14 protein-coding genes and 1 pseudogene are annotated in these 16,369 nt (G+C 40.8%); 4 read left to right on the plus strand and 11 right to left on the minus strand.

Features of this window, described 5'->3' with window-relative positions; genetic code table 11:
* Nucleotides 1–7: 7 nt before the first annotated feature.
* The 11 genes and pseudogenes from deoD to HT699_RS09505 all read right to left on the minus strand — a co-directional run bounded on the left by deoD (nt 8) and on the right by HT699_RS09505 (nt 12,370).
* Nucleotides 8–718, minus strand: coding sequence for a purine-nucleoside phosphorylase (gene deoD / locus HT699_RS09455; protein WP_172921677.1), 711 nt, complete (start codon nt 716–718; stop codon nt 8–10).
* A gap of 918 nt (nt 719–1,636) precedes the next feature.
* Complete coding sequence (locus HT699_RS12065) at nt 1,637–4,384, minus strand: thiol-activated cytolysin C-terminal domain-containing protein (protein ID WP_172934309.1); 2,748 nt, start codon at nt 4,382–4,384, stop codon at nt 1,637–1,639.
* Nucleotides 4,385–4,687: 303 nt separating this feature from the next.
* Entirely contained in the window at nt 4,688–5,497 is an 810-nt protein-coding gene (locus HT699_RS09465; protein ID WP_172934310.1) for a purine-nucleoside phosphorylase, read from the minus strand.
* Nucleotides 5,494–6,041 (minus strand): annotated as a pseudogene (locus HT699_RS09470) (DUF1697 domain-containing protein). The gene HT699_RS09465 and the pseudogene HT699_RS09470 overlap by 4 nt, the downstream one beginning before the upstream one ends.
* 1 nt (nt 6,042) lies before the next feature.
* Nucleotides 6,043–7,254 (minus strand): phosphopentomutase, encoded by a 1,212-nt coding sequence (locus HT699_RS09475; RefSeq protein WP_050261467.1) that lies wholly within the window; start codon nt 7,252–7,254, stop codon nt 6,043–6,045.
* Between the two features lie 13 nt (nt 7,255–7,267).
* Nucleotides 7,268–7,951, minus strand: a complete 684-nt coding sequence (rpiA, locus tag HT699_RS09480) for a ribose-5-phosphate isomerase RpiA (protein WP_000429303.1) — start codon at nt 7,949–7,951, stop codon at nt 7,268–7,270.
* Nucleotides 7,952–8,232: 281 nt separating this feature from the next.
* The gene (locus tag HT699_RS09485) at nt 8,233–9,105 is read right to left on the minus strand and encodes an NAD(P)H-hydrate dehydratase (RefSeq protein ID WP_172934311.1); all 873 of its coding nucleotides are present in this window, start codon (nt 9,103–9,105) and stop codon (nt 8,233–8,235) included.
* 58 nt (nt 9,106–9,163) lie between these two features.
* Nucleotides 9,164–9,937, minus strand: a complete 774-nt coding sequence (locus tag HT699_RS09490) for an HAD hydrolase family protein (RefSeq protein ID WP_050261468.1) — start codon at nt 9,935–9,937, stop codon at nt 9,164–9,166.
* A gap of 4 nt (nt 9,938–9,941) precedes the next feature.
* Entirely contained in the window at nt 9,942–10,799 is an 858-nt protein-coding gene (locus HT699_RS09495; protein WP_172934312.1) for a bifunctional methylenetetrahydrofolate dehydrogenase/methenyltetrahydrofolate cyclohydrolase, read from the minus strand.
* A 153-nt stretch (nt 10,800–10,952) separates the two neighbouring features.
* The gene (locus HT699_RS09500; RefSeq protein ID WP_166731247.1) at nt 10,953–11,687 is read right to left on the minus strand and encodes an amino acid ABC transporter ATP-binding protein; all 735 of its coding nucleotides are present in this window, start codon (nt 11,685–11,687) and stop codon (nt 10,953–10,955) included.
* Complete coding sequence (locus tag HT699_RS09505; RefSeq protein WP_031222958.1) at nt 11,687–12,370, minus strand: amino acid ABC transporter permease; 684 nt, start codon at nt 12,368–12,370, stop codon at nt 11,687–11,689. The genes HT699_RS09500 and HT699_RS09505 overlap by 1 nt, the downstream gene beginning before the upstream one ends.
* 190 nt (nt 12,371–12,560) lie before the next feature.
* Between HT699_RS09505 and HT699_RS09510 the strand changes: the two genes are divergently transcribed.
* The 4 genes from HT699_RS09510 to HT699_RS09525 all read left to right on the plus strand — a co-directional run bounded on the left by HT699_RS09510 (nt 12,561) and on the right by HT699_RS09525 (nt 16,308).
* Complete coding sequence (locus HT699_RS09510) at nt 12,561–12,791, plus strand: DUF1797 family protein (RefSeq protein ID WP_000443574.1); 231 nt, start codon at nt 12,561–12,563, stop codon at nt 12,789–12,791.
* Nucleotides 12,792–13,020: 229 nt separating this feature from the next.
* Nucleotides 13,021–15,279 carry an ATP-dependent Clp protease ATP-binding subunit gene (locus HT699_RS09515; protein WP_138706518.1) on the plus strand — a complete coding sequence of 753 codons (2,259 nt, stop codon included), beginning with the start codon at nt 13,021–13,023 and terminating at the stop codon, nt 15,277–15,279.
* Between the two features lie 128 nt (nt 15,280–15,407).
* Nucleotides 15,408–15,860: an NUDIX hydrolase gene (locus HT699_RS09520; protein ID WP_050971398.1), complete on the plus strand. Its 453-nt coding sequence runs from the start codon at nt 15,408–15,410 to the stop codon at nt 15,858–15,860.
* Nucleotides 15,861–16,008: 148 nt separating this feature from the next.
* Nucleotides 16,009–16,308: a DUF1827 family protein gene (locus HT699_RS09525; protein ID WP_000767185.1), complete on the plus strand. Its 300-nt coding sequence runs from the start codon at nt 16,009–16,011 to the stop codon at nt 16,306–16,308.
* Nucleotides 16,309–16,369: the final 61 nt, after the last annotated feature.

Consider the following 16,369-nt stretch of genomic DNA (forward strand, 5'->3'; position numbering starts at 1 on the left):
TTCTCTTTTATTCAGCAATCAAGGTTTCTAGACCAACCTTCATCATATCTGTGAAGGTATTTTGGCGTTCTTCTGCAGTCGTGTCTTCGTCTGGATTGACCAAACTATCAGATATGGTCATGATAGCAAGCGCATCAACATGGTGCTGAGCAGCCAGATAGTAAAGAGCTGCTGCTTCCATTTCCACAGCCTTGACCCCCCATTTACCAAGCTCAATGTTCTTTTCAAAGTAGTTTGAATAAAAGACATCAGATGACAAAACGTTCCCAACGTGGGTTGTCATACCGAGATTTTTGGCAATATGATAAGCCTTATCAAGCAAATCAAAGCTAGCGATTTGTGGGAAATCATACTGTGGCCAGTCATTTCGGACGATGTTTGAGTTAGTTGCAGCCGCCTGCGCCAAAACTAATTCACGAACGTGAACATCTTCATTCAAAGAACCAGCAGTTCCCACACGGATCAATTTTTTCACACCGTAGTCAACAATTAACTCACGCGCATAAATCGAAATAGATGGCATCCCCATCCCAGTTCCCATGACTGATACACGGTGGCCCTTGTAAGTACCAGTGTAACCAAACATGTTACGCACTTCGTTAAAACAAACAGCATCTTCAAGGAAATTCTCCGCAATAAACTTAGCACGAAGAGGATCCCCAGGAAGAAGAATTTTTTCAGCAATTTCACCCTGCTGAGCAGCAATATGGATAGACATAATTAAGATATAAAGGGCTACAGAGAACAAAGTAAAAATAGGAAACTGACGAAGCATCTCAGATGCTAGACAGTTTATCTTTTTTACACAGTTCTCCGCCCGTATTCAGTTCAATGAATACAGTTAACCCATCCTTTCTTTATTCTAAAATTTATAATCAGAAAGATACCAAACCCGTTAAAAAGCAAAGGGAAAATAGGAGTTGGGTGCAGTGAGCGATGCTCGCTAGACCAACTATCTTTTTCCCACTGCTTTTAGGGTGGGTTCAATTCCTTTCTTTCTTAATTTTGATGATATTGAGAAGATTAGACCGGCTTCAATTCAAACCCGAACTCCCCTTCTCTTCTGAGTTTTTAGAAAAGTTTTCCGCTCGTGTTCAAATCAGAACACACGCTCTACCTTTCTTTTTTTGTATATTTAGGATAGCGACATAGAACAAAGTAAAAATAGAAAACTGACGACGCATCCCAGATGCTAGACAGTTTATCTTTTTTACACAGTTCTCCGCCCGTATTCAGTTCAATGAATACAGTTAACCCATCCTTTCTTTATTCTAAAATTTATAATCAGAAAGATACCAAACCCGTCAAAAAGCAAAGGGAAAATAGGAGTTGGGTGCAGTGAGCGATGCTCGCTAGACCAACTATCTTTTTCCCACTGCTTTTAGGGTGGGTTCAATTCCTTTCTTTCTTAATTTTGATGATATTGAGAAGATTAGACCGGATTCAATTCAAACCCGAACTCCCCTTCTCTTCTGAGTTTTTAGAAAAGTTTTCCGCTCGTGTTCAAATTAGAACACCTCACTATACCTTTCTGTTTAATTTTGTTCTTTCACAGAGAGCTACCTGAGTTCTATTCAAGCTCAGGTAGTTCTTCTATTATAGACTAAATCATCTCATTCTTGAATAGTAGGATTTTTTACAAGACATCGTCATCAGAAATCTTAGAATTTAATGTTGTTCCCCAATGGGTAATTTTACGGTGGGGTTGAGCTAAAATTGGTCTATTTTCATAGATTGTTTGCCATCTATTCCATAGTAGACCTGTCTTTTTCTCAATCTTAATTCGCAGATTCCTCATATTTTCTTTGATTGGGAAGTTGAGGACAAAACCTGCAGTCTGGTTGCGACCGTTTCCTTCCCAAGAACGACTACGAACAACTTGGTTTCCATCTTTATCTACTGTAACTTCTTCCCAAGTTATAGAGTAGCGGGCAATGTAAGCTCCACTATGTTGAATTGTCAATGTTTTTTCTTTGGCAGGAGTCTGACTGATTGGTTGAACTGGCTTAGAAACTTGTGTCGCTGTCTCACCATTCGTAGCGATAAAGCGGAAAACTTCTACTTCTGCAAGACTGAGGGCTTGATTGTTCTTACGTAATTGCACACGAACACGGCGTCCCAATTTCCCATTTAATTGAACATCCAAGCTCGTTCCGTCAAGTTTAGCAACATACTGTCTAGCAACTTCTTTCCCTTTTTCATCATATAAAATCACATCAAAGTCTGACAGACGTTTAGAAAGCTCTCCATCCCCACGGTTATGAAGGCGAACAAGTCCTACCTGTTCTGTACGACCTAAATCAACTTCCCACCAAGGCTGGTTTTCAAATTTTGTATGGGTAATTGATTGCTGGCTATAACTACTATTGGTATTGCCATCCAAGGCACGACTAGCATCTCCACCAAAATCAGTAGAACTTTGCTTAGCTTGTTTTTTCCAAGCGATATTCTCAGCACGATATACTTGGACTTCTGCAAGACTGAGGGCATTATAGCCTTCTAGCTCAATCCGAACATAGCGCGCTTTTTTATGGTTAATCGCAATTTGTGCTGACACATCTTTAAGAGATGTTATTCGTTTTCTCTCAATTTCTTTACCAAAACTATCTAAAAGAATGACATCAAAGTTTGCCAATCTATCCTGGGCAGTGTCTGTTCGGTTGTAAATATTGATTTGGCGAATGGTTTCTTCTTTAGCCAAATCTACTTGCCACCAAGGCTTAGATTGGAAGTTGGTATGAGTGACAGAATTGTGACCATAGTTACCATCAACTTTGCCATCCACAGCTCTTCTAGCATCTCCTTCGAAAGCTGTCGAACTTTGAGTAACCTGTTTCCCTAAGGTAATATTTTCCATTGGTTCCGCGCTTGGTTCACTAGAAGATTGGGGCAGAGCCTGTTTCTTAAAGAATCGCACTTTATCCAATTTCGGATCACGATAACCATGTTTATCCAAGGTAGTTCGTTTACCAATATTAAAGTTAGGAATATCATTCATTCGACTTTCAAAATAGCCACGAGAACGGTGTTTAAAGCGTGAATTACCTGTAAATGTAACAATATCACGATCGTTATGAATCAAGGGAGTCACAACATTATCATTATCAACCACATAATGCTTAATTTTTCCACTAACAGCTAATTTACGGCTTTCCAAACCAACATCCCAGAAATCATTCTCAGCATTCCAAACCGCTCTGGAAGTAATCACTTTAGGCGCACTGAAAGTCGTCACTTTTCGCAATACATGGTTATAAAAATCAGGATATTTTTGGTAAGCTTCAACCGCTGCAATCTGAGCTAGGTAGCCTCCAAGAGAATGGCCTGTCATATACAACTTGGTAATACTTGTATCCTTGGCTAATTCCCCAACAACCTTGCGGATATCATCCGCTTGCGCTGGTTTATTTCCTCCTAACAAAACAAAATCTGCACTTAAATCTTTCGCATCATTCCGTCTTGTTCCACGTATAGCCAACATGTGCACCGTTCCATCTTTGAGATAAGGAAGGTCGCTCTTGGTCTCAAATAAGAAAGCATCCAAGCCACTATCTGTATGGTAGGCTTTTTTCATCTTCCAGAAAGGAGCCAATTCATTGTGCATGAGTTTGTATTCTTGACGGTCAAGATAGAGACTAGGGAAAGGATTCTTATGATCTAAAATTTTCTCAATATAATCATCGTCTCGATAGGCTAACTCCATAAAGAGAAGAGAATCACGGTCTGTGACATACCATTCTTTCTTATTGTCGTCTTCCCCATCTGCCAAACCATCCCCATCACTGTCTGCTAGCAAGGGATGACTGTTATATCCTAGATAATCCTTACCATCTTTGTTGTACACATAAAGTTCATCTTTGTTTTTGATGCCATCTTGGTCATCATCCCCTTCCAAATCAAGAACTTTTTCACCGTAGAGAGATTCATCAATCAAATCATTTTCTAAATGCAATTCCCCTTTGGAAATCTTCACCAAATCTTCTGCTGTTAAAGAACGAGTATTTGTTGGTTTTTCTGTCACAACTTCCTCTTTAGTTTCTTCTACAGGAGCATGAATAGGTGAGTCTTGAGCCGGCTCTGTTATCTCTACTTTTGACTCTTCCCTTTTGTTTTCAAGAACTTCACTTGCTTCCGGAAGCGGTTGAGGAGCTAGTCTTGACTCCTCTGTAAGAGGAGTTTCTAGTTTTGGAGCAACATTTTCTGGCTCTCTCAATTCCTCCTTAGAATCTAGCACTCTTGTTGCCACTTCAGATGTTACATCTTGCTTTAGTTCATTGGCTGAAATTCCAGCTGGAGCTAGAAATGCGAAGCCGACTGCAACAGATACAACTCCGATACTTAATTTTTTTATGCCAAAACGCATAATTCGTTGACCAATTTTCATTATTTCTTATCTTTCTTTTCGTTTATTTATAAGCAGACTCAAACTAAATCTCCTTGTGCTATATATAGGACAGGGCTAAGAAATTCAGAAAGTAAATTCATTCTTATCTTTCCTTATCATCCTAGTCTGCTTGGCTAGGAAACTAATGCTAGCATCCTAGAATCTTATCTTTCACAATGCTAACTATCAGACTCTTTCAGGTACAAGAGTAGGAAGAAACCCATAGTCTACCTATGTTTCTTCTTTGTTCCGAATAGTCAACCATGAAAGGAAAGAGGCATTCCCCCTTTTAAATCTTTTTTCTTACAATTCTGCAAGAATCGCTTTAAGCAAGCCTTTAAAGTCACCTTTGACACGTTCGGTTACTTCTACAACTTCTTCGTGATTGAGTTCTTCTTGGAAACCAGCCGCAAAGTTAGTAATACATGAAATTCCTAGAACTTTCAAACCTGAATGGGCTGCTACAATAACTTCAGGAACCGTAGACATACCGACTGCATCAGCTCCCAGTGTCTTATAGGCACGAATTTCTGCTGGTGTTTCATAAGTTGGACCAGTTACACCGATATAGACACCTTCATCAAGCTTGATACCAAGTTTTTTAGCCACTTCATGGGCAGTAGCACGGTATTCTGGTGTGTAGGCCTTAGACATATCTGGGAAACGAGGACCAAAGTCATCCAAGTTTTCACCCATCAATGGATTTTGCCCCGTCATATTGATATGGTCTGAGATAGCCATCAAAGTACCAGGACCATATCCAATACCACCAGCTGCATTGGTTACAATGACACCTTCACATCCAAGAACTTTCATGACACGTACTGGGAAAGTCACCACTTCCAGAGGATTCCCTTCGTAGAAATGGAAGCGACCTTGAAGAGCCAAGACCTTGCGACCTGCCAGTTCACCATATACTAATTTACCAGCGTGACCAACTACTGTTGAACGGCCCCAGTTTGGAATCTCAGCATAGTCTACTGCAACTGGATTTTCGATTTCTTCTGCTAATTCTCCAAGTCCTGACCCAAGAATTAGACCGAACTCAGGCGTTTGGATTCCTTTATCTTTCAGGAAAGTAGCAGTTTCATGGATTTTGTTTAAAAATGTCATTGTGTGTCTCCTTTATTATTTTTTTAGCATTTGACCAATTTTGTCAAAGGTTTTAGCATTACGAATAGTAATATGGCGGTAGAAAGGCACCTTGAGCAAGTACTTGTGATAGGCAGTCTTAGAGTAGGATTCTTCAGAAAATCCCAAGTTTTCCAAAATGAACGACCTCATCTTTCAGCTCTAAACTCTCAACTGTCGTGATGACTTGCTCCACATCCAAAAGCTCAGTGTAAAAGAGGACATCTTTTCGTGCCAAGTCTTCATTCCACCAAACTGGTAGATTCTCCACTTCTGCTTCATAGCCTTCTTGATTCAGCAAAGAAAAGCTCTGAATAAATGGATAATGGACTGTAAAGAAAGCCTCTAACTTTTCAACCAATCGGACTTTTGGAACAGTCGAAGTAAAGAAAATGTTGCCACCGTTGATGTAGCTTTCAACCTTTTCCAGTCCCAAGTCTGTCAATTCTTGACGAAGCTCCGCCATGACGACCTTATTCTTGCCACCAACATTGATGCCTCTCACCAGCAGAGCATAGCGCGTCATCTTATACCAATTTATCTAAGAAACTTTCCCCGATCATAGCTGTTTCAACACCAAAGTTATCTGCAACAGTCGCTGAGATATCTGCAAAATGTCCAACTGGAATCAAACCATTTCCTTTAAAGGCAGGACTGTAAGCCAAAAGTGGAATATATTCGCGAGTGTGGTCTGTTCCTGCATAGGTTGGGTCATTTCCATGGTCAGCAGTAATCAAGAGAAGGTCGTTCTCTCGCATGGCTGCGATAATTTCAGGTAAGCGTTCATCAAACTCATGCAAGCAATCACGATAGCCGTAAGCATTACGACGGTGGCCGTAAAGGGCATCAAAGTCAACCAAGTTTGTGAATGAGAATCCTTTTTCAAATTCAGCAAGGCTCATGGTCTTCAATAGTGTATCTATTCCATGACTGTTTGACTTGTTGTGACCCATATCATGGTTGATACCAGCACCGTTAAAGATATCATTGATTTTACCAACAGCATAAGTATCGATACCAGCCTCATTCAATTTATCCAAAACAGTTGGGGCAAATGGAGATACAGCCAAGTCACGACGGTTTGCCGTACGAGTGAAGTTACCTGGTTCACCTACATAAGGGCGAGCAATGATACGACCTAGAAGGGCAGGGCGCTCAAGTGTAATTGAACGAGCGTATTCACAGATACGGTACAATTCGTCCAAAGGAATAATATCTTCGTGGGCAGCAATTTGCAAAACAGGATCAGCTGAAGTATAGATAATCAACTCTCCAGTTTCCATCTGACGTGGTCCAAAATCATCGATAACGGCTGTTCCTGAGTAAGGTTTGTTAGCTTCACGAATGACCTTACGTCCTGAGAATTCTTCGATTTTTGTCAAGATTTCTTCTGGGAATCCGTTCCAGAAAGTATCGAAAGGCTCAGTAATGTTGAGTCCCATGATTTCCCAGTGTCCAGTCATAGTATCCTTACCAAGAGATACTTCCTCTAATTTTGTTGCATATCCAGTTGGATTCCTTTCAGCTGCTACAGTCTTAAGAGGAGTTTCACGAGGAATATTTCCAAGACCTATTTTAGCCATGTTTGGGACATTCAAACCAACTGTTTTTGAAATGTGTCCCAGTGTGTCAGAAGCTCCATCTGGAACCCCTGCATTGACAAAGTTATTAGCATCTGGTGCTGCACCGATTCCTACAGAATCCAGTACCACCAAATGAATACGATTAAATTTAGACATCTTATGCCCCCTTCTATTTTCCTTTTTTTGAAGTTGAAATCTGAACTCCATCTCGTCCAGCAACGATTACCTTATCCACCATTTGGTTGAATAAACCATGCTCCACAACACCAACGACATGGTCCAATTCTTGTCCAAAAGCAATTGGATTTTCAATGACATCCAAGGCGAGGTCAATGATAAAATTCTGCATATCCGTCACAAAACGTTGGCCGTCTTTTTCACGGAAACTTGGTTTGTAGCCAGCTCGCTCAAAACGACGAAAGACTTGTTCTGCGCCATACTGAACCACTTCTACTGGCAATTTAAAAGCACCTAGTTTTTCGACCAGCTTGCTTTCATCCACCACCCAAATGTATTCTTTTGATGGTGTTGCGACCACCTTTTCCATGAGAAGGGCACCACCACCGCCTTTGATTCCGTTAAACTGACTATCCACTTCATCCGCGCCATCAACCGTCACATCGACAAAGTCTACTTGGTCAATAGACTTGAGCGGGATATTAAGGCCTTCTGCCTGTTTAGTGGTCACACTAGAAGTTGTTACAGCTGTAATCTGCAATCCTTCTTCCTTGATACGACGACCGATTTCTTCTACAAAATAATAGGCAGTCGAGCCTGTTCCAAGTCCAACGACCATTCCATCGCTCACGAACTCAGCAGCCTTGATACCTGCCATTTTCTTCAGATTTTCCACCGATTTACCTCCATCATTCTCAGTTCTTATTTTACTATGAAATCGCTTTTTATTCAAGTGAAAAGATCAAATTTACATTTTTCATCAATCTTTCTTTGAAAATATGCATTTTCTTTTTATCAAACGAATAAAAATGAGTTTATCTTTTATGTATTTGCTTTGTTCATCTCTTTCCAGTTCCAAAAACAAGACCTTAACTTTGATACGTCTAGTTTAGCATTAAAGCAGGCGCATTTCAAGAATCATAAATTAAGAGAAGGAAGTGGGTTTATCTATCTATTTTAAACAAGTTTATCTTTGCTTACCCTCTCTTGTTGACAAATAATTTTCATTACTTTAGGAATACAATTACTAATCTCCGTTGGCAAAACCACATACTGTTCTTGAGCTAGTTCTTGGGAAATAGCTGAATGAAGATGGGTCGCTACCGTCACACATTCGTAGAGACTGGCCTGTCGGAATTGGCCTGCAAATCCTGCAATCATTCCAGCGATAGTATCTCCCATTCCCCCAGTCGCCTGATAGGGACCACCAACCTGTAACTGGTAATAATCAGATTGGCTAGCTTGCCAAATACGAGTAGCCGGACCTTTCTCCACCAAAATTGTTCCTTGAGGAAATGAAGTCAGGGCACTAGCTGTTGCATCTTCCTTTTGCTTTTCAATAGCAATACCAGACAGCTTTTCCCATTCTTTTTGGTGGGGAGTTAGGATAAGCTGGTTAGACGGAAACGACAAACTTGTCCTAGCAAGAATGGTCAGGGCACCACCATCTACAATCAAAATCTGATTCTGTTTTAAGCTAGCAAAGACCTGTTTGACTAGATCTTCTCCAAAAGCATCGTCTCCTAAACCAGGTCCCAGCAAGACAACTTCTGCCTTCTCCAACTGCTCTTTTAACAATTGCTTGTCTTGAAGAGAAAATGCCATAGCCTCAGGTAAATGGCTGTGCAGAGCTGGAATATTTTCCCTGTCCGTTCCAACGGTCACCAATCCTGCACCGCTTTTTACAGCTGCCAAAGCAGCCATGATGATGGCACCTCCATAAGGATAAGTACCACCAAGCAGCAGTAGACGACCGTAGTCTCCTTTATGACTTGTACGAGAACGTTCAATAATAACTTTTTCTAGTAAAGTTTGATCAATCACTTTCATCCTTTTTTCCTCTCGCTTTTATTATACAACAAAAAGGAGGCGCAGACCTCCTTTTCTACTATTTTCCCTTAAATTCCGTAAAAGTTTGTAAGATTTTGTCTGCTACTGTCGGAGAAGGAGCTCCCTTTATCTTTAGCGTTTCATCTGCATATGGAGTAAGGCCAGCGAAATCTCCAATCTGGACAGAATAGAGAGACGTTTTAAACAGTTCAATATCGTTTTGGTCATTTCCAAAAGCAATGAAGTTCTCCCCACATAACTTTTCAACAGTTGTCGCCTTATGAGTATCCAAGGGGTTGACATAAAGACACTTTTCATGCGTATGATAAGACAGATGGGCTAGCTCCAGTCTTTCTAACTGACCAAGCAGATCATCAAGTAAATCCTCATGGTCACCCATATAAACGACTACCTTAATCGGAGTCCCTAAGTCCTCGAGTTTCTGATGACGAGCTACCTTTAGGGGATCCACACTGGAGAAAAATGGAATCTTCTCTAGAATCTGACCACTATAGTCAAAGCAATCATCTACAAAGAAAGGAAGATTATAGGTCTGGCAATAATCCACTAAAGCCTGATAAATCCTAGCATCGAGATTCATTTCATAGATAGCTTTTCCTAGATAATAGGCTACACCACCATTCAAACCTATGACCAAGCGCTGACTAAGCTCGGAACCTAATAAGCCTAAACAATCCCGATAAGAGCGTGCTGAGGCAAATACAACCTCATGTCCATAATCTTCAGCCTTTAAAAGAACCTGCCTAATCTCTTCATCTATGGTCATATAGTCAAAAGACAGCGTCCCATCCAAATCAAATACGAATTTCATTTTCCTAGTCCTTGTCCAATGTCCGAAGTGCTGCCTGATAAGTTTGCTCCATTAGCATGGTAATGGTCATAGGGCCTACACCTCCAGGAACTGGTGTGATGTGGCTAGCAAGTGGGGCAACTGCCTCATAGTCAACATCTCCACAGAGCTTCCCATTTTCATCGCGGTTCATACCGACATCAATGACAACCGCACCTGGTTTGACAAAGTCAGCAGTCACAAACTTAGCACGACCGATTGCGACCACCAGAATATCTGCTTTAGCAGCCACCTTGGCAAGATTATGGGTGCGTGAATGGGTCAAGGTTACTGTTGCATTCTTGGACAAAAGAAGCTGGGCCATGGGTTTTCCAACAATGTTTGAACGACCGATGACGACCGCATTTTTACCTTCCAAATCAATCCCATATTCATGGAACATTTCCATAATCCCTGCAGGTGTTGATGGAATCATGACTGGATGACCAGACCAGAGACGCCCCATGTTTAAGGGATGGAACCCATCCACATCCTTTTCTGGATCAATAGACAATAGAACCGCCTCTTCATCGATATGTTTTGGTAATGGCAACTGAACCAAAATCCCATGCCAAGCTGGATCCTGATTGTATTTAGCAATCAGGTCTAACAATTCCTCTTGAGTAATGGTCTCTGGAACTCGCACTACTTCGCTACGGAAACCAGCCGCAAGAGCTGACCTCTCCTTGTTGCGAACGTAGACTTGGCTGGCTGGATTATCCCCAACCAAAATCACTACCAAACCAGGTACTAGACCTGTTTCTTCCTTTAATTTTGCAGTCTTTTCAGCCAATTGCCCCTGCAATTTGACCGCTAAAGCTTTCCCATCAATGATCTGTGTCATATCAATTCTCTTTTCTTTCAAATATCTTCCATTATAGCAAAAACTGCCTGCACCCCCTAACACTTATTTCCTAGGCTATCCTATAGTTTCAAACTATAAGAAAAAGCTCTGGTTGAGCTTTTCACTAATCTTGTCTTGAAATTTTAAAATAGATTATAAAACCTTACTCAAGAAGTCTTTAGTCCGTTGTTCTTGGGTTTGTTCAAAAATCTGTTCAGGTATTCCGTCTTCAACAACCACACCGTCTGCCATAAAGATGACATGATCTGCCACCTCACGGGCAAATCCCATTTCATGTGTTACGATAACCATGGTCATTCCTGATTTGGCTAGATCTTGCATAACAGCCAATACCTCACCCACCATTTCAGGATCCAAGGCTGAAGTTGGCTCGTCAAAGAATAAAACATCTGGTTCCATAGCCAACCCACGCGCGATAGCAATCCGTTGCTGCTGCCCACCTGACAAACTCTGTGGATAAGCGTCTGCCTTATCCGGCAAACCAACTTTTTCCAACAGCTCTTGAGCTCTCTTCTCAGCAACTGCCTTGCTTTCACCTTTGGTCTTGATAGGTGACAAGGTAATATTTTCCATCACAGTCATATTAGGAAAGAGATTAAATTGTTGGAAAACCATGCCCATCTTCTCACGCATGGCAAAGAGGTCATTCTTCTTGTCCGTAATATCGACTCCCTCAAAGATAACCTTTCCTTTAGTTGCTTCTTCCAACAAATTCATAGAGCGAAGCAAGGTAGATTTCCCGCTCCCTGAAGGACCGATGATAACGACAACTTCTCCTCTTTTAATCTCGAGGTTGATGCCCTTCAATACTTCATTCTTTCCAAAAGATTTATGTAAATTTTCAATTTTTATCAAGATTTCTGTCATTATTTCTTATCTCCTTGTCCCATATGTTTTTCAAAAGCTTTCAAGGCTACTGTCAGAATAGAGGTCATAATCAAGTAGTAAAATGCTGCAAATAAAAGTGGTGTTAAAGGTAGATAGGTTGTTGTAGAAACTGTTGTAGCCCCATTCCACAACTCCATGACCCCAATAGCTGATAAGAGGGAGCTGTCCTTGATAATGGTGATAAATTCGTTCCCCAATGCTGGCAAGATATTTTTGATTGCTTGTGGCAAAATCACATAACGCATCGCATTTTTAGGACGAATCCCTAAAGAATAGGCCGCCTCTAACTGCCCCTTAGGAACCGCATTAATCCCAGCACGAACAGTCTCAGAAACATAAGCACCACTGTTCATAGAAATAATCAAAATCCCTGGAATCAGACGAGAAAGATCAACACCCAAAATCCCAACCTGAATAGTCGGAGCATTGATGTGCATAAGAGCAAAGGTAATCATAATCTGAACCATCATCGGTGTCCCACGGAAAATCCAAACGTACAAGTTGGCCAGCCAAACAAGCGGTTTAAACTTTGAACGTTGCCCAAAAGCCAAGACAACCCCCAAAATGGTTCCCAAAATGACAACACAGATAGAAATAAGAACCGTCACAACAGCCCCATAGTTAAAATAAGGTAAATACTTAGGTAAAAAAGAAAAATTCATAGTCACACTGCTTTCTAAAATAGAATACTGTATGATTATAACGTATATTGAATTAAAATTCAAATCTTTTATCCAATTTATTTAAAAATCTTTAAACTAGCAGAATTAGCGAGAAATCTTAGTTTTTTTCTAGTCAAGTTGGCCTCCTTTATGGTAAAATAGTAACGATAAGAAATGAAGGAGAATCAAAATGGAATCACATTTGGTTAGAATCATCAACCGCCTTGAAGCAATGGCAAACGATGGCGGAAATTTAAAACGTAATTTTGAACGTGAAGGAGTTGTTGTTGCAGAAGTTGCGTACAGCCACGACGAAGAAAACGGCTCAATCTTTACCCTTCGTGACGTAGAAGCTCGCGAAACGTATACGTTTGATAGCATTGACTTAATTGCAATGGAGATTTACGAACTTCTCTACTAATCTAAAACAAGCTGGGATTGTCCCTGCATGTCTAACCAAAATCCTTTTTGTCTCACAAATAGGATTTTTTTATAGTCCAAATTCACAAAAATTTTCATTGTAACAACTTTTCAAAGCTGCAATCTTTTTACTTGCTTTACACCCCAATCCTGTTATAATGAGAGTATAGGAATTTGACTATTTTTGACCTTTAAACAGATCAGGATAAAGAAAGAAATGAGGTAGATGTATGCTTTGTCAAAACTGTAAAATCAACGACTCAACAATTCATCTTTACACCAATCTCAATGGAAAACAAAAACAAATTGACCTCTGTCAAAACTGCTACAAGATTATCAAAACAGATCCTAACAATAGCCTCTTCAAAGGTATGACGGATCTGAACAATCGTGACTTCGATCCCTTTGGTGATTTTTTCAATGACCTAAACAATTTCAGACCTTCTAGCAATACTCCTCCTATTCCCCCAACCCAATCAGGTGGAGGTTACGGTGGAAACGGCGGTTATGGTTCCCAAAATCGTGGTTCTGCTCAAACTCCACCAGCAAGCCAAGAAAAAGGCCTGCTGGAAGAATTTGGTATCAACGTAACTGAGATTGCCCGTCGTGGAGACATTGACCCCGTTATTGGGCGCGACAATGAGATTATCCGTGTCATCGAGATTCTCAATCGTAGAACCAAGAATAATCCTGTTCTTATCGGTGAACCGGGTGTCGGAAAAACGGCCGTTGTCGAAGGTCTAGCTCAGAAAATCGTTGATGGCGATGTTCCACATAAACTCCAAGGTAAACAAGTCATCCGTCTGGATGTGGTTAGCTTGGTGCAAGGAACGGGGATCCGTGGACAATTTGAAGAACGCATGCAAAAACTCATGGAAGAAATTCGCAAACGTGAGGACATCATCCTCTTTATCGATGAAATCCATGAAATTGTCGGTGCTGGTTCTGCGAGTGATGGTAATATGGACGCAGGAAATATCCTCAAGCCAGCCCTTGCTCGTGGGGAACTGCAACTGGTCGGCGCTACTACCCTCAATGAATACCGTATCATTGAAAAGGATGCTGCCCTCGAGCGTCGTATGCAGCCTGTCAAGGTTGATGAACCAACGGTGGAAGAAACAATCACTATCCTCAAAGGGATTCAAAAGAAATACGAAGACTACCACCACGTTCAATATACCGATGCTGCAATTGAAGCAGCTGCAACTCTTTCCAATCGTTACATCCAAGATCGCTTCTTACCTGACAAGGCCATTGACCTCCTAGATGAAGCTGGTTCTAAGATGAATTTGACCTTGAATTTTGTAGACCCTAAAGTCATTGATCAGCGCTTGATTGAGGCTGAAAATCTCAAGTCTCAAGCTACACGAGAAGAAGATTTTGAAAAAGCCGCCTACTTCCGTGACCAGATTGCCAAATATAAGGAAATGCAAAAGAAAAAGGTCACAGACCAGGATACTCCAATCATCAGTGAAAAAACCATTGAGCATATTATTGAGCAGAAAACCAACATCCCTGTTGGTGATTTAAAAGAGAAAGAACAATCTCAACTCATCCATCTAGCCGAAGATCTCAAGTCTCATATTATTGGCCAAGATGATGCAGTCGATAAGATTGCTAAGGCTATTCGCCGTAATCGTGTCGGTCTTGGTACGCCTAACCGTCCAATTGGAAGCTTCCTCTTTGTCGGACCAACTGGGGTCGGTAAGACAGAACTTTCCAAACAATTAGCTATCGAACTCTTTGGTTCTGCTGATAGTATGATTCGCTTTGATATGAGTGAATACATGGAAAAACACAGTGTGGCTAAGTTGGTCGGCGCTCCTCCAGGTTATGTTGGCTATGATGAGGCTGGTCAATTAACTGAAAAAGTTCGCCGCAATCCATATTCTCTCATCCTTCTCGATGAAGTGGAAAAAGCTCACCCAGATGTTATGCACATGTTTCTACAAGTCTTGGACGATGGTCGTTTGACAGATGGGCAAGGACGGACCGTTAGCTTCAAGGATGCCATCATTATCATGACCTCAAATGCAGGTACAGGTAAGTCTGAAGCCAACGTTGGATTTGGGGCTACTAGAGAAGGACGTACCAACTCTGTTCTCGGTGAACTCGGCAACTTCTTTAGCCCAGAGTTTATGAACCGTTTTGATGGCATTATCGAATTTAAGGCTCTCAGCAAGGATAATCTCCTTCAGATTGTCGAGCTCATGCTAGCAGATGTTAACAAGCGCCTCTCTAGCAACAACATTCATTTGGATGTAACTGACAAGGTCAAGGAAAAGCTGGTTGACCTAGGTTATGATCCAAAAATGGGAGCACGCCCACTTCGTCGGACTATTCAAGACTATATTGAGGACGCAATCACTGACTACTACCTTGAAAATCCAAGCGAAAAAGACCTCAAAGCAGTTCTGACTAGCAAGGGAAACATTCAAATTAAGTCTGCCAAAAAAGTTGAAGTAAAAACTTATGAAAAAGAAGTATAAATCCTATAGAAAAGGAGTAGAAAATGAAAATTTTCTGCTCTTTTTACTAAAATAACTATAAGTTCTTGACAGCTCTGCCTTTGTCCATTATGATAATAATAAAGATACTAGATAATGAGGAAAATGCAATGGCAAACCCAACTTTCGGAGAAAAAAAAGCAAATACAGACTATGTTGCACGCTATGGAGTGTATGCAGTTATCCCTGACGCTAAACAAAAACAAATTGTTCTTGTTCAAGCACCTAATGGCGCTTGGTTCCTACCAGGTGGCGAAATTGAAGCAGGTGAAAATCATCAGGAAGCCCTAAAGCGTGAATTGATTGAAGAGCTTGGTTTCACAGCTGAAATTGGTACCTATTATGGACAGGCTGATGAATACTTCTACTCTCGTCATCGTGATACCTACTACTACAATCCTGCCCACCTCTATGAAGCGACTTCTTTCAAAGAAGTGCAAAATCCACTAGAAGACTTTAATCATATTGCCTGGTTCCCTATTGACGAGGCTATCCAAAATCTTAAACGTGGTAGCCATAAATGGGCCATCCAATCTTGGAAAAAACAGCATAAGATTGACTAATACTCTTCGAAAATCTCTTCAAACCACGTCAGCGTCGCCTGACCGTAGATATGGTCACTGACTTCGTCAGTCTNNTTTCATTGAGTATAAATCAAGCGACTTTATTCAAAAAGTGCTATAATAGAATTAGAAAATCGGAGGAAATATTATGAAGCTTATCAATACGACAAACTCACACTCGCAACTTGTAAAAAATCAGCTAGAAAGTACCGATGCAACCCTTGTTGAGGTTTATTCTGCAGGGAATACAGATGTTATTTTTACCCAAGCGCCGCTTCACTATGAAATCCTCATCTCAAACAAACACCGTGCTATTCGTGAGCCTGAAATCGAAACCATTCAAGAATTTTTCTTGAAACGTAAAATTAATAAGGACTCTATTGATGAAGCCAATATCAAGACACTCTACTCAGAGAAATTAATTGGAATTTCAATCCCAATCCAGTGAGGAAATTGAGTAAAAACTCTACTTGAGCGAAAGTCCAATAAGTCTTCCCACAATAAAACGC

This window comes from Streptococcus sp. 1055 (genome assembly GCF_013276815.1).
GTDB classification, from domain to species: Bacteria; Bacillota; Bacilli; order Lactobacillales; family Streptococcaceae; genus Streptococcus; species Streptococcus pseudopneumoniae.